General features: G+C 65.5%; 13 protein-coding genes, 1 tRNA gene and 1 pseudogene. 3 read left to right on the top strand and 12 right to left on the bottom strand.

Translation table 11 applies throughout. The annotated features are described in order from the left end of the window. Positions 1–273: 273 nt before the first annotated feature. The 4 genes and pseudogenes from OXU42_18490 to OXU42_18475 form a co-directional block, all read right to left on the bottom strand. Entirely contained in the window at positions 274–1,767 is a 1,494-nt protein-coding gene (locus OXU42_18490) for an SDR family oxidoreductase (GenBank protein ID MDE0031373.1), read from the bottom strand. 37 nt (positions 1,768–1,804) lie between these two features. Then, positions 1,805–2,080 carry an antitoxin gene (locus tag OXU42_18485; protein ID MDE0031372.1) on the bottom strand — a complete coding sequence of 92 codons (276 nt, stop codon included), beginning with the start codon at positions 2,078–2,080 and terminating at the stop codon, positions 1,805–1,807. Next, on the bottom strand, positions 2,077–2,376 hold the full coding sequence (locus OXU42_18480; GenBank protein ID MDE0031371.1) for a BrnT family toxin: 300 nt from the start codon (positions 2,374–2,376) through the stop codon (positions 2,077–2,079). The genes OXU42_18485 and OXU42_18480 overlap by 4 nt, the downstream gene beginning before the upstream one ends. A 35-nt stretch (positions 2,377–2,411) precedes the next feature. Next, positions 2,412–3,116, bottom strand: a pseudogene (locus OXU42_18475) (Rpn family recombination-promoting nuclease/putative transposase). Between the two features lie 478 nt (positions 3,117–3,594). Between OXU42_18475 and OXU42_18470 the strand changes: the two are divergent. Next, positions 3,595–4,026: a GFA family protein gene (locus tag OXU42_18470; GenBank protein MDE0031370.1), complete on the top strand. Its 432-nt coding sequence runs from the start codon at positions 3,595–3,597 to the stop codon at positions 4,024–4,026. A gap of 124 nt (positions 4,027–4,150) precedes the next feature. Here OXU42_18470 and OXU42_18465 read toward each other — a convergent pair whose 3' ends face one another. The 7 genes from OXU42_18465 to OXU42_18435 all read right to left on the bottom strand — a co-directional run bounded on the left by OXU42_18465 (position 4,151) and on the right by OXU42_18435 (position 10,629). Continuing rightward, a complete protein-coding gene (locus OXU42_18465; protein ID MDE0031369.1) occupies positions 4,151–4,915 on the bottom strand; it encodes a hypothetical protein in 765 nt (254 codons plus the stop codon). A 40-nt stretch (positions 4,916–4,955) separates the two neighbouring features. After that, positions 4,956–5,031, bottom strand: a tRNA-Asn gene (locus OXU42_18460). A 31-nt stretch (positions 5,032–5,062) separates the two neighbouring features. Next, a complete protein-coding gene (locus tag OXU42_18455) occupies positions 5,063–5,539 on the bottom strand; it encodes a Mut7-C RNAse domain-containing protein (protein ID MDE0031368.1) in 477 nt (158 codons plus the stop codon). Between the two features lie 3 nt (positions 5,540–5,542). Beyond that, positions 5,543–5,875 (bottom strand): DUF983 domain-containing protein, encoded by a 333-nt coding sequence (locus tag OXU42_18450; GenBank protein MDE0031367.1) that lies wholly within the window; start codon positions 5,873–5,875, stop codon positions 5,543–5,545. Next, on the bottom strand, positions 5,872–7,008 hold the full coding sequence (locus OXU42_18445; GenBank protein ID MDE0031366.1) for an aminopeptidase: 1,137 nt from the start codon (positions 7,006–7,008) through the stop codon (positions 5,872–5,874). The genes OXU42_18450 and OXU42_18445 overlap by 4 nt, the downstream gene beginning before the upstream one ends. Next, positions 6,989–8,896, bottom strand: a complete 1,908-nt coding sequence (locus OXU42_18440) for an ABC transporter ATP-binding protein (protein ID MDE0031365.1) — start codon at positions 8,894–8,896, stop codon at positions 6,989–6,991. The genes OXU42_18445 and OXU42_18440 overlap by 20 nt, the downstream gene beginning before the upstream one ends. Then, the gene (locus tag OXU42_18435) at positions 8,893–10,629 is read right to left on the bottom strand and encodes an ABC transporter ATP-binding protein (protein MDE0031364.1); all 1,737 of its coding nucleotides are present in this window, start codon (positions 10,627–10,629) and stop codon (positions 8,893–8,895) included. Before OXU42_18435 ends, OXU42_18440 begins: the two co-directional genes overlap by 4 nt. A gap of 202 nt (positions 10,630–10,831) precedes the next feature. Here OXU42_18435 and OXU42_18430 point away from each other — a divergent pair, with 202 nt between their 5' ends. Next, positions 10,832–11,461, top strand: coding sequence for a class I SAM-dependent methyltransferase (locus OXU42_18430; GenBank protein ID MDE0031363.1), 630 nt, complete (start codon positions 10,832–10,834; stop codon positions 11,459–11,461). A 20-nt stretch (positions 11,462–11,481) separates the two neighbouring features. Here OXU42_18430 and purN read toward each other — a convergent pair whose 3' ends face one another. Beyond that, entirely contained in the window at positions 11,482–12,147 is a 666-nt protein-coding gene (gene purN, locus OXU42_18425) for a phosphoribosylglycinamide formyltransferase (protein MDE0031362.1), read from the bottom strand. A gap of 149 nt (positions 12,148–12,296) precedes the next feature. Between purN and OXU42_18420 the strand changes: the two genes are divergently transcribed. Next, positions 12,297–12,512, top strand: a complete 216-nt coding sequence (locus tag OXU42_18420) for a hypothetical protein (GenBank protein MDE0031361.1) — start codon at positions 12,297–12,299, stop codon at positions 12,510–12,512. Positions 12,513–12,550: the final 38 nt, after the last annotated feature.

The raw sequence follows: 12,550 nt of genomic DNA, 5'->3' as shown, positions 1-12,550 counted from the left end.
CCGCAACCCACTTAGCCCTTGACTCCCATCACAGATACTCCCGCGGAAGCGGGAATCCAGGGGCGGTGGCGGGGCGCTACAGCGGCGTTCCCTCGCCTCACCCCTCCTGGATTCCCGCTTCCGCGGGAATGACGTTTCAGGGGGTTGGTGCCTTTTCTCAGATGGGGTTTTGACACAGCCTGTTCCGCGGGAATGACGTTTCGGGGCGTGGATGCCATTGTCGTTACCACCGGAGTCTTGGCACAGCCTGGAAGGCGGGGTTCCAGGCATCTGTCACCGACCTCCCTCCGCGCGCCGGGCGATCTCCCGCGCCATCCCGTCGAAGATGCGCGCGTGGACCGGGTACAGCCCGTACCAGTAAAGCAGGCCGCCCAAGCCCTTGGGAAGGAACGCCGCGGTCTGCTCCAGGTGGGTCTTGCCGTCGGCCGTCTCCCACGTCCGGAACTGGAGCCAGGCGCGGCCCGGCAGCTTCATCTCCGCCCGGAGGCGAACCAACCGGCCCGGCTCCAGCGCCTCCACCCGCCAGAAATCCAGCGCGTCGCCCACACGCAGTTCCTCCGGGTGCCGGCGCCCCCGGCGCAGTCCCGCGCCCCCGAGCAGGCGGTCCACCATGCCGCGGAGGCGCCACATCCAGTCCGCATGGAACCACCCCCGCGCGCCGCCGATGCCGGTGAACACCCGGAACACCTCCCCGGCGGGGGCGGCCACCGTTCGCGTGCGGCGCTCGAAGATCATCCCTTCGTGGGTCTCCACGCGGGAGAAGGAATCCGGCGCCACGGGCGCGCCGTGGGCGTCGCTCCAGGCGGTCTCGATGCGCCCCTGCTCCAGGTCGTCGATGACCTCTGCGATGGCCTCGGCGTAGGTTCGGGGCTCGATCCCCGGAAACAACTCCGGGGCCAGGCTGCCGGTCACCACCACCTCGTTCCGAAGCCCCTCGATGAGCGGACCGCTCACCCCGGAAGGAATCGGCGTGATCCAGTGCACCCAGTAAGACGACAGGCGCGGCGTCAACACCGGCACCGGCACCAGCCAGCGCCTCAGCCCCCTGGCCCGGGCGTATCCCAGCATCATCCCCCGGTAGGTGGTCACCTCGCGGCCACCGATCTCGATGATCTTGCCGGCGCAGGCCACGTTGCTCAGGGCCGCCACGAGATAGTCCAGCACGTCGTTCACCGCGATGGGCTGAACGCGCGAGTAGACCCACCGGGGACAGACCATCACCGGCAGCCGCTCCACCAGGTAACGGATCATCTCGAACGAGATGCTGCCCGACCCGACTATGACCGCCGCCCGGAACTCCGTCACCGGCACCCCGCCCTCCCGGAGCGCCCGCCCCGTCTCCTGCCTGGAACGCAGGTGTTGCGACAGGTCGGCCCTCGGGTCCCCCAGCCCGCCCAGGTAGACGATGTGGCGAACGCCGGCTTCCCGGGCCACCTGCCCGAAGAGCCGCGCCGCGTCCACGTCGAGCGCGTGGAACCCCGCGCCGCTGCCCATGCTGTGGATCAGGTAGTAGGCGCAGTCGACCCCGGCAAGCGCCCGCGCCAGCGTATCGCGGTCCAGCGCGTCGCCCTCGACGATCTCGACCCGGTCGGCCCAGGAACGCGAGCGCACCCTCGCCGCGCTACGGGCGAGGACACGGACGCGATGGCCCTCGGCGAGCAGACGGGGGGTCAACCGACCGCCGATGTAGCCGGTGGCGCCGGTGACGAGGACTGTTGCGGGGTAGTCCATCCTGGAGGAAGGCTGGTGCTGGCGTCGACGCGCCACCGGCTTCCTGCTCGATCCTGTGGCGAGAGGATGCTCGTTATCTGTTCTCGGTCAGCCGTCCTGAAAGGTACTTGTGAATGACGCTCGACAACAGCGTCTGGTACGGGATACCTTCCTCACGTGCACGCGCATGCGCAAGGTTGAAGTCGCGTTCGGTAACCCGCAGGTTGACTCTGCGAGTCTTGTTGAAGGTATTGCGAGCCGCTTGACGTGCCGCCTTCATCTCACGCTCAGCGCCTGGAGCGGTCGTCACCTCGCCGCGCTCGAAATGCTCCAGGATCTCCCGCTCTTCAGCGTCCAGTCCGTGCTTCACGATCGCCCCCTCTTGTGATCCCGCGTCGCCTTCCGGCTCGGGATGATCGTCTTCAAAAACCTTGACCCGTCCGCGGACATTACGAAGGGCACAAGATGCAGGTAACCGTCGATGTCCACAACATAGATCATCTGCCCTCGGTACCGCTCCTGATTGGGATGATCCAAGACCTCCACCACACCGCCCTGCTCGATCGCGGAAACGACGCGCTCGAATGAGATACCCCGTTGCTCAATGAGTTGCTGGTTTTTCTCCAGGTTCCAGTCAAAGCGAGGCTCCACAAAACCAATCATCATCTAATGTGTGCGTTTTGTCAACAAATGATGGGGAGCTAGCGGTCTCGCCCCTCCTGTGCCGCCGCTTCATCCTGCGTCGCCATCACGTAGACCAAGAATAGACGAAGATAATTCACCCCGCCACCGGACGACAGCGACGCCAGCAACCGCGCCGCCCCCTCCATCGCGGCGCCCGCATGCCGCCCATACGCAGCCATCATCAACAACTGCGCAATGCGCCTCAACCCTCCCTCCACCTCGTCGGGACCCACACCCGTCTGGTCCACCAGCACATGCTCAAACCGCGGCACCCACCGCCATCTCCGCACCGCCTCGGGGAACAACTCCGCGAACTCGGTCGAGTGCCGCCAACCGCGACTACCCTGATAGAAGACCACCGGCACGATCGGGCGCAACTCCGACTGCCCGGGCTCCGCCCGCAAAGCCGCATCCCAGATCCGGCAGCAGTACTTGAGCAACCGGAACCGCATCCACTTGTCCGGCTGCGACTAGTACTCAAACAGCAGATAGACACATACGCGCCCGCCGCCGGAAAGCCCCGCCTCGTACAAGAGGTCCGACTCGCTCTCGCGCAGGGCGTCGTCCAGAAACGTACCCTCTTGCAAGCTCAGACTGCCCCAGTCGATTCGTTCGCGAACCTCCGCCGGCAGCACGCTCTGCAACAGCCCGCCGGCTTCCGCCGCATCGGAGAACACCGCGCGAAACAACCGGTCGTGGGGGTGATCGACCTCGTGAGCCATCCGTCCGCCATCCCGAACATGACATCCAGGAACGCCAACCCAAGCGTCCCGTCTCAAGGGATAACCGGCTCGGTTGGGCAGAACTTTAGCCCGAGTTTACGGCACGGTGAGGACGGTGTTCATTCCACAGGCGTTGCCTTCCTCTTTCTTCTGGCGGTTGGAACGCCTCTGCCGGCCTTCTCCCTATCGAGCCTGATCTTCTCCAGCAGGATGGAAGCAGGCTTCGGGGCCGTTGAACCGGTTACCCGTGGGGCGCGTGTGGCAGAACGCCCCGTTCACGTAGTTCCACTCTGGTCAATCTCACAATCCGCCACCCACAACTGTCTGATTGCGTTGGGAACGCCGCCTGGGATAGTATGCGCCGCAAATTGAGGATGCCCACGGCAATGGGGGTTGTCGTGGGCGAAACTTAAGGCATGCCCGCGGCAATGGGGGTTGTCGCGGGCGAGACTGTCGGGCTCAAACAAAGGAGGAGGATATGGCTTATTCTGGAGGGTGCGACTGCATAAAGACTCATTCGGACAACGATCCGATTGACGTCCATACTTGTCACTGCTCCGTGTGCAAGCGCGTTACGGGACAACCCACGACCCATGTCGCGTTTTTCGCTCACGGTGATCTCTCTGTCGACAACCTTGAGGGCTTGAACCGCCAGCCGTTCAACGATCAAAACCCGGATGGTCCTTTGGAACTGTGCACCTGCGCGAACTGCGGAGCACCCATCATGCTCGATGACAAGATGGGGCGCATTCGTGCGGTCGCGCCGAACCTGATGGGCTTTGACTCGGACAGCATGCCGGCGACCTATCACGCCTTCTACGATCCGGCCACCGGTGTCCCGCGGCCGGATGACGGCCGCCCGGTCTACGAAGGGCTTCGGCCGGACTTTGTTTGGCCCGATCCGTCCTGAAACAAAACCGGTTCCACAACGCCACAAACGACAAGACCCCGAGGGGTTCTCCCTTCGGGGTCTTGCGCCAACTGGAAAGTACGCCCGATCTATCGGACTACCCCCGGGCCGTCAGGCCTTGGATTCAGCCGATTACCCGCTCCACCGGCACGCTGCGGACGTCCATTTCGAAAGCCAGGCCTTCGACCGGCGGCAGGGCGTAGGTCCATGTGACACCGTCCGGCGCCGCGCCCCGGCGGACGATCTCGTCGGCGAGCAGGCCATGGAAATCATGTATCGCGTAGACTTGGCTCGTGGTGGCGTCCGCCCAGGTCAGGCCCAGCGCCGCCATCCGGCTCTCCAGCGCTCCGAGGACGAATTGCGCCTTCTCCCGCATGGCATCGGGCGAAGTGTCTCCGAGACGGATGATCCGTTCCCGATAGCCTCCCGGTCCTTCGGGAGCTTCGCCGGAGCCCGCTATGACGAAGCTCTTCACTCCCGCCGCATGGCTCGGCTCGGCCGGCATGGTGTACGAGAACGCATGGAAGCTGGGTTCGCTTGGAGGATCGACCTCCGGACATACGTTTGAGCGCGCGACGGGATTCTCCTCGTCCTTGAAGATTCCCCAGCGCTCGAGCGTGCCCACATAGACCCGGTTGAAGGCAACGAAGCCTTCTTCGGTGAACTGGCCGGGTGAACGCAGTTCACACGCGCAGAGCGCGGTGGACGGCCGTCCGAGAGCGTGCAGGTATGCCTCGATCCGGCGGAACCCCTCGTCAAGCGGCACGGGACGCGCGAACCGAGCGCGTTCGATGACGAATCCCGGCTCCGCCGAGACGCCTCCCGAGTACTGGAACCGCCCGCGCACGAACCGATAGCCGCCGGGACCGAATACCGTTGTTTCCGCCATATGTTTCACGCGAAGTGGGGGGCCGGTTGGCGTTTGGAGTTGGCTCCCGGGGAGGGACTCGAACCCCCGACAAAGTGGTTAACAGCCACCTGCTCTACCGACTGAGCTACCCGGGAACGACTGGCAGAAATTTAACACAGGGCCTGCTCAATTTCCAGGCGGCACGAATCCCAGGCGCTTGAGCTCGTCCATCATGTGCTGTTGATGAGTGGCGGGCCAGAAGACCCTCCGGCAGCCGGGACACACCGAAAAGATGTCCTGGGTTTCGAAGACGTAAGGGGGCACGGTGTCCCGGACCTGGTCCTTGGTGATGGGTTGAAGCGACTCGTTACACTCGACACACCGGGTCAGGAGCCCCGCAAAGGGGTCGAGACCGCAGTCGTCCACCACCTGCTTCAACTGCGCCCGGAAGTGGTCGTCCCGGATGAAGACGGTACGGTCCGGGTTATGCCGGGATATCCTGCGGTCGCGGGTCAGCATGATCCGGCGTTCCTGGGTAGCGGTGCGCACAAGCCCCCGGCCGGACAGGTGCTGGCCGTAGATGACGTCCTGCCCGATAATGCGCAGCCACTTGGCCAGCCGCCCGAGCATCTTGTCGGCGGCGAATTTCAGCTCTTGTTGCACCCTCTACCTCGGATCGATTACCTGGTCGAGATAGATCCACAGCACTCGCGAGTAGCGGAACAGGAACGGGGACACCACGACCAGAAACAGGCATGAGACGATGTAGATGGAGGCGGCGGTGAAGCCGAGGAGCAGCATGGCGACGATGATGGGGAGGACGGCGGCGACCGCCAATGCGTAGCTGAAGTACATGGCGCCGACAAAGTAACCCTGCTCGCGCTCGAACTCAAGGCCGCAGACGGGACAGCGGCGGTTCATCTTGAAGAGGCGCGCGAAGATGGGACCCGTGGCGCAGCGGGGGCAGCGCTCGCGGATGATGGCGAGCAGCTTGTTCACGGCCTCTCGCACAGCTCGTAGGAGCGGGTTGCGGCGCTGCCGGCAACATTGCCGTTGGTTCCAGCGGGGTTCAGTCCCGGCAGCGTGTCGAACGGGTCTTCGGCGTCCGGGGCGGCGGCGCGCACGGCCTCGATGGCGCGGGGCAGGTCCTTGCCTTCCCGCCGGTAGAGTTCCTCGAACCGGGCCAGGTCGGTGACGTAAAGCAGGCTCTGCAGGATCACGGCGTTGTTCAGCCTGGCCCGGCTGAATGAGGCATAGCGGTGTCGTGGTGTCCCCGTCACCGCTTCAGCCCACTGCCGCCGGCTTTCGGCGAACACCTGCTCGCGTCGCCGCAGTTTCTCGGCGTCGGGTACCGGCTCGGCGTACAGTGCCCGCAGGCACCGTGTCAGTTCCATCATGGCGCCGGAGAACTCGATCTCTTCCCGCCAATCCCGGCGCGCGGCCCTGGCGCCGGGGCTCTCCGGGCCGAAGCGCCGCGTGAAGAACTCGATGGCGCCGCGTTTGCCGACGAAGTTGGCGAGGCTCTCGTTGAAGGCGACCGAGCCGGGCACGAACAGGGTGTTGTGCAGCAGTTCGTGCAGCACCACGTCCGCCAAGCTCACCCGGTCGAGCTTGAGCAGACGCCCGAGCAGCGGGTCGTCGAACCAGCCCAGGGTGCTGAAGGCGCCGGCCGGGCGGATGTGGGTGTCGTATCCCTGGGCCGCCAGGGAGCCGGCTTCCTCGCGGGCGGCGTTCCCGTCGAAGAAGCCCTTGTAGGGCATGCGGCCCACGAACGGGAACCACCAGGTGTAGGGCTCGAAGGAGGTCTTGGGCACGGCGGAGAGCACGTGCAGCAGCACCGGGCGGTCGACCTGGGAGTAGGAGGCGTAGCTGCCGCCGACGTTCAACCGCAGGTCCGTCGCGGCGAAGTCCCGCAACTCCAGAACCATCTCGAGCTTGCGCCGCACCTCCGGCGTGACGCCATCCTCGGCCAGCACCGTAGTGATGGGTGTCCGGCGCCACAGGATGCGTCCCTCTTCGTAGGCCGCGCGGATGTAGTATCCCGGCGAGCAGCCGCAGAGGAACAGCAGCAGGCAGGCCCCCACGAGCCGTGTGAACGTGGCCGCCATGTCGTCAGCGGTCCGCGGCCACATCCCGCGCCGCTCCTCCGTTCCCCTCTCCCTGGAACTGCAACTGGTGCAGCCGGTAGTACACCCCGCCCTTCTCCATCAGCTCGGCGTGGGAGCCCATCTCGCGGATGACGCCGCGGTGGAAGACGACGATGCGGTCGGCGTTGCGGATGGTGGACAGGCGGTGGGCGATGACCAGGCAGGTGCGGTTGGCCATGATCTTCTCGAAGGCCCCCTGCACCAGGAACTCGGTCTCGGTGTCGACGCTGGAGGTGGCCTCGTCCAGCACCAGGATCTCGGGGTCGACGACGAACATGCGCACCAGCGCCAGGAGCTGCCGCTGTCCCGCCGACAGGTTGTTGCCCCGCTCCCGCACCGGAGCCTGCAAACCGCCCGGAAGGCGCCGGACGAAACCCTCGGCGTTGGCGTTGCGCAGGGCCGCCCGGATCCGCTCCTCGGGAACGTCCGGGTTGCCGAGCTTGAGGTTCGAGAGGATGTCGCCGGAAAACAGGAAGACGTCCTGGAGCACCACCCCCATGTGCCGCCGCAGGGAGTCGAGGTCCCAGTCGCGCACGTCGCGGCCGCCCACGCGCACGACGCCGCTGTCCACGTCGTAGAACCGGCTCATGAGCTTGATGGTGGTGGTCTTGCCGGAACCGGTAGCGCCGATCACCGCCACCCGCTCGCCCGGCTCGATCCTGAAGGACACGCCCTTGAGCACGGGGTCGTTGGGACGGTAGCTGAACCACACGTTGTCGAACTCCACCGCGGCGCCGGTGGAGTCGTTACCGGCGGGCACCGGTGGCACGCGCGCCGGCGTCGGCCCGTCGCCGTCGCCAGTGCCGGCAACCGGCGCCGCACTCCGCCCCGACTTCTCCGGCTCCGTGTCCAGCAGCTCGAAGATGCGTTCGGCCGCTGTCATGGCCGCCTGGATCACGGCGTACTTGTTGCTGAAATCGCGCAGGGGGACGAACAGCCGGCGGATGTACTCGCTGAAGGCCACGAAGGTGCCGATGCCGACGACGCCCTGCAGCACCTCGCCGCCGCCGAACCATAGCAGCAGCGCGATGCTGAGGGAGCCCGCGGCTTCCACCATGGAAAACAGCGACGCCTCGTAGATGTTGGAGCGCTTGATGGCGTCGCGGTGCGAGCGGTTCAGGTCGTCGAACTCCTCGAAGCTCCGGGCCTGGCGGTTGAAGAGCTGGATCACGGCCATGCCCGGGATGGCCTCGCCCAGGTAGGCGTTGACCCGGGCGATGCGCGTGCGGATGAGGCGGTAGGTCTGCCGCGCCTTGAGGCGGAAGACGTTGATGCCCACCAGCAGGAACGGGATCAGCGCCAGCGACACCAGCGCCAGCTCCATGTGCAGCGACATCATGATGGCGACGATGGCCGCGATGAGGACCAGGTCGGCCACCAGGTTCATGGCGCCGGCCGCGAACATCTCCTGCAGCACCTCCACGTCGGTGGTCATGCGGGTCATGAGCCGGCCCACCGGGTTCTTGTCGAAGTAGCTCATGGGCAGGCGCTGCACGTGGGAGAAGAGCGTGACGCGCAGGTCGGCGAGACAGCGCTGCGCCACCTTGATGGACAGGTAATACTGGAAGAAGTAGGCCGTGGCCTCCGCCGCCAGCGCCCCGGCGAACAGCAGGCCGGCGGTCATCAGCGTGAGCCCGTCGCCCGCGCTGACCGCGTCGATACCGATCTTCAGGAGCAGCGGCTGGGCCAGGTTGAAGCCCTGGTGCACCGGCAGGAGCAGCAGCGACAGGAAGAATATCTTCCGGTGCGGCCGCAGGAACCGCCACAGACGCAAGGCCAGCTTCAGGTCGTAGGCCTTGCCGGAGATGTTGTCCTGCTCCTCCGGCGCGTTCATGCCGGTGCCGCGCCCGTAGCCTCCGCCGCCCGCCCTCACAGCTCCTCCAGCTCGTCCGACATCTGCTGGCGCCGGTACATCCGCGCGTACGGTCCACCGGTGCGCAGCAGCGACTCGTGGTCGCCGCGCTCGACGATGCGGCCGTCGTCCAATACCAGGATCTCGTCGGCTTGCTTGATGACGGCCATGCGGTGCGAGATGATGATGCAGGTCTTGCCCTTGAGCACGCTCTCGAAGCTGTCGAGGATGCGCTGCTCGGTGTGCGCGTCCACGCTCGACAGGCAGTCGTCCAGGATCAGGTAGTCTGGATTCGCCAGGATCGCCCGGGCCAGTGTCGCCCGCTGCTTCTGGCCGCCGGAGAGGGTGATGCCCCGCTCCCCCACCCGCGTGTCGAGTCCGTCGGGGAACACCTCCACCTCGCTCTCGAGGTCCGCCACGTCCAGCACCCGGCGCACCTCCTGCTCGCTGGCGTGGGCGTCGCCGAACTTGAGGTTGTCCTGGATCGAGGTGGAAAAGAGAAACGGGTCCTGCGGCGCGTAGCCGATGGCGTCGCGCAGCTCTTCCAGGGAGAGCGCCCGGACGTCCACGCCGCCCATGCGGATGGTGCCGGAGGTGACGTCGTAGAGACGCGGGATCAGGTGCGTCAACGTGCTCTTGCCCGAACCCGTGCGTCCGACGATGGCCACCTTGCGCCCCGGCGGCACCTCGAAGCTGACGTCCTTGAGCACCGCGTCACCATTGTAGGCGAACGATACGTGGTCGAACTCGATGCCCCGCTCCTTGTCCCGCAAAGGCACCGGGTGCTCGGGGTCGGCGATGGCCGGCTCCACTTCGAATATCTCTTCGAGCCGGTCCATGGCGGCGCGCCCGCGCTCGAGCAGCGAGAGCATCCAGCCGAAGGCCGCCATGGGCCAGGCCAGCACGTTCAGGTAGAGGATGAACGCCACCAAGTCGGCCACGCCGCTCTGCTCGCGCATGATGAGCCAGCCGCCGTACCACAGCACCACCAGCACGGTGAGGCCGTGCAGCGCCACCATCACGGGGTTGATCATGCCGCGGCAGCGGGCGAGGTCGAGGCTGCGCACCTGGTACTCGTCGTTCATCGCGCCGAAGCCGGCGGTCTGGGGCTCCGCTTGCACGTACGCCTTCACCACGTGCATGCCGCTCAGGTTCTCCTGCACGTGGGCGCTCATGCGCGACATCTGCCGCTGGACCCGCAGCGACGCCCGCCGGATGCGCCCGCGGAACTGCTTGAACACGAACGCCAGGAGCGTCAGGCACGCGCCCACCGCCAGCGTCAACTGCCAGTTCATGGCGAACATGAACACCGCCGCGTAGACCAGGTAGAGCGGCGTGTTCACCAAGTTGAGGAAGCCGGGGCCCAGCAGCATGCGCACGGCGTTGATGTCGTTGACCGCCCGGGACATGAGGTCGCCGGTCTTCTGGGACTGGTAGTAGCCCAGGGGGAGCTTCTCCAGGTGCGCGAAGAGGTCGTTGCGCAGGTCGTACTCGACGTTCCGGCCGGCGTTGAAGATGATGGAGCGGGCGACGCCCCGCAGAAGCCCGCCGGCGACGGCCGCCAGGGCGATCCGCAGCACGTAGCCGCCCAGCTCGGAGTCGGGGTCGCCGCGCTCGATGACGTCGATGGCGCCCCGCACCCACCACGGCACCACCATGAGCAGGCTGGTGGTGCCGATCAGGCACACCCCGCCCACCAGATAACGGCGCCAGTAGCGCCACAGATAGTCGATCAACCGTTCGATGCCGGCCATGTGGGAAGAAGCGGACCCCCTGGAAATCCGGGTCGTTGCACGTCTTGCGGGAGGTGGGCCGCCGCAAAGGCGCTCGATTCAATGTAGCCAACGCGTCGACGGATTGCCAATCGTGATCCCGGCCGCGGAGGCCGTCCTGGCTTGACGATTTCACGGGGAATTCTTGACAATATGACCGTGAATTGATATTCCATTTTCGAGCATGGCCGAGCTTGAAGCACCACACCAGAGTCGCCTGTACTCGGATCTTGCCCCGCTCTACGACAAGACGTTCGCGAAGTTCTTCTATGCGCGCGAACGGACGGTTATCAAGGACCTGAACATTCCCAAGGGGGCCGAGATCCTGGAAGTGGGCGTCGGCACCGGCGCCTCGTTCCCCGCCTACCCGCGCGGCTGTCACGTGGTCGGCATCGACCAGGCCCCGCTCATGCTCGCCCAGGCCCGGGAGAAGATCGCCAAGAACGGCTGGCGCCATCTCGAAGTCAAGGAGATGGACGCCCTGAACCTTGATTTTGCCGACAACGCCTTCGACTACGTGACGGCGTTCCACGTGGTCACCGTGGTGCCCGATCCGATCCGGATGATGGCTGAGATGCGCCGCGTCTGCCGGCCCGGCGGCACCATCGTCGTCGTCAACCACTTCACCACGGAATCCCGCTTCTGGGGTCCCATCACCAAATCCCTCGACCCCATCACCCGCCGCCTCGGCTGGAGCACCAACCTCAAGCTCAAGCCGTTCCTCCAGGACACCGGCTTCACCGGGTGCAGAGCCTACCGCTTCTCGCGCTTCTCGCTGTACACGGTGGTGGTGGGGACGAACGAGAAGGAATAGCAAACAGGGGACACGAACCCTCACGGAATAGGTGGGTTCACCAAAGCAGTCTCTCCACCTGTATCTCCCTCCTCTCCCGTCACCCTCACCTTCCTGCCCTCGATGACGAGCCGGCCTTCGCTGTAGAGCTGGATGGCCCGCGGATAGATACGGTGCTCCTGCTCCAAAATGCGCTGGGCAAGTGTTTCCTCGGTGTCGTCGGGGAGGACGGGGACCACGGCCTGGATGATGATGGGGCCTTCGTCGCAGCCTTCGCTGACGAAGTGGACGGTGCAGCCGGCGAAGCGGACACCGTACTCGAAGGCCTGGCGCTGGCCGTGCAGGCCGGCGAAAGCGGGCGACAAGGCGGGGTGGATGTTCATGATGCGGTTGGGGAAGCTCTGCACGAAGTACGGCGACAGCAGGCGCATGAATCCGGCCAGCACCACGAGTTCCACGCCTTGGGCGTTCAGGTGCGCAACGAGGGCGCGGTCGTAATCCTCGCGAGAGGCGTGACCGCGATGGTCGATGACCGTGGCGGGGATGTCGTGGTTGCGGGCGCGGGTAAGGCCGTAGGCGCTCTCCCGGTTGCTGACCACCGTGCGGATTTCGGCGTCCAGGCGGTCTTGCTCTACGGCGTCGATGATCGCCTGCAAGTTGGTGCCGCCGCCCGACAGCAATACGCCGACAGGGACCTTGCGTTTCATGGGGTAACTCCCAATCGGTTCTGAACGGTTGATCTCACTACATCTGGAAGCCTCGACCTCGACATGCTAAACTCCTGACCACAGCCGCCCAACAAAGCACGGACGGACGGCTGATCATGTCTCCAGCGAATTGGAGGTAGAGCGTGAGGATGACCGGACTCATCTTGATCCTGATCATTGCCGTTGCCCCCGGTTGTGCACCGGTGGCCGTGGGTACCGCGTCGGCGATCTGGTACGCCATCCAGGGCAAAGAGTGGTGCCAGGAAGCCAGCCAACGGCCTGACTTCGAGGCGAAGATGAAGGATCCGAAGTTCAAGACATACTTCGAGCAAACCTGCGGCGGGACCGACGACCCGAAGAAGTGAGAGTAGCGCAAGCTTCCCCTGTACGTCTGCGTGTGGAA

Source organism: Deltaproteobacteria bacterium (assembly GCA_028818775.1).
In the GTDB taxonomy this organism is placed as follows: Bacteria; Desulfobacterota; Binatia; order UBA9968; family JAJDTQ01; genus JAJDTQ01.
The sequence above is the reverse complement of the archived record's forward strand: the minus strand, read 5'-3'. Positions and strand labels throughout refer to the sequence as shown.

Excerpts from the sequence above, each read along its gene's own strand:
- OXU42_18480 (MDE0031371.1), bottom strand. The coding sequence starts at position 2,376 with ATGATGATTGGTTTTGTGGAGCCTCGCTTTGACTGGAACCTGGAGAAA.
- OXU42_18470 (MDE0031370.1), top strand. The coding sequence starts at position 3,595 with ATGGCTTATTCTGGAGGGTGCGACTGCATAAAGACTCATTCGGACAAC.
- OXU42_18465 (MDE0031369.1), bottom strand. The coding sequence starts at position 4,915 with ATGGCGGAAACAACGGTATTCGGTCCCGGCGGCTATCGGTTCGTGCGC.
- OXU42_18445 (MDE0031366.1), bottom strand. The coding sequence starts at position 7,008 with ATGTGGCCGCGGACCGCTGACGACATGGCGGCCACGTTCACACGGCTC.
- OXU42_18435 (MDE0031364.1), bottom strand. The coding sequence starts at position 10,629 with ATGGCCGGCATCGAACGGTTGATCGACTATCTGTGGCGCTACTGGCGC.
- OXU42_18430 (MDE0031363.1), top strand. The coding sequence starts at position 10,832 with ATGGCCGAGCTTGAAGCACCACACCAGAGTCGCCTGTACTCGGATCTT.
- purN (MDE0031362.1), bottom strand. The coding sequence starts at position 12,147 with ATGAAACGCAAGGTCCCTGTCGGCGTATTGCTGTCGGGCGGCGGCACC.
- OXU42_18420 (MDE0031361.1), top strand. The coding sequence starts at position 12,297 with ATGACCGGACTCATCTTGATCCTGATCATTGCCGTTGCCCCCGGTTGT.